Origin of the sequence: Brachyspira sp. SAP_772 (genome assembly GCF_009755885.1) — a bacterium.
GTDB lineage: Bacteria > Spirochaetota > Brachyspiria > Brachyspirales > Brachyspiraceae > Brachyspira.
Genome location: NZ_VYIX01000273.1, coordinates 1 through 610, shown reverse-complemented (window position 1 = coordinate 610; position 610 = coordinate 1). Strand labels below are relative to the sequence as shown.

Below are 610 nucleotides of genomic sequence, written 5' to 3'. Positions count from 1 at the left end.
AGATTTAAAACTTAGTTTAACTATAGCTGATATTTATATAGCAATGCTTGATATTCATGGATATACTAAATTTTGYGAAGARAATAAAAACAACCTTTCTAAGATGCATGCTTTAGATGATTTGCTTCAAAATAAAATAAGCGAACTTACAAGATTTTATAATGTTATATCTCACAGAAAGCAGGGCGATGAAATAGTAATGATGTGCCCATCGGCAACTGATGCATTAAGTGCTACTATGGCTATTATTGGAGCTTTGAGCAAAAAAAGAATATTAACAGAATGTCCTGATATAGATACTTCAATATTTCCAGAGTTCAAAGTAAGTGCTGGTATAGCTGGAGGAATGAGCAATAATTCTCTTATTATCACAGAAGATGGAGATTTATCTGGTTTTCTTATTAACAATGCAGCAAGAATGCAAGCTAGAGCAAATATGTTATCTCCAAAAGATACTAAAATAATTGTTACAAAAAATTTGCAATTTAACTTYCTTAAAGAAAATAGCAAAGTAAAAAGTGAAATATTTGAAAAGAATATTATATCTTTCTATGATAATGGTATGATATCTTTTAAGGGAACTGAGATTCCTATAGTTGAAGCAATATTT

General features: G+C 29.0%; 1 pseudogene. It reads left to right on the top strand.

The window, feature by feature from the left end:
- Window positions 1–610, top strand: a pseudogene (locus GQX97_RS13980) (hypothetical protein); the annotation flags it as partial.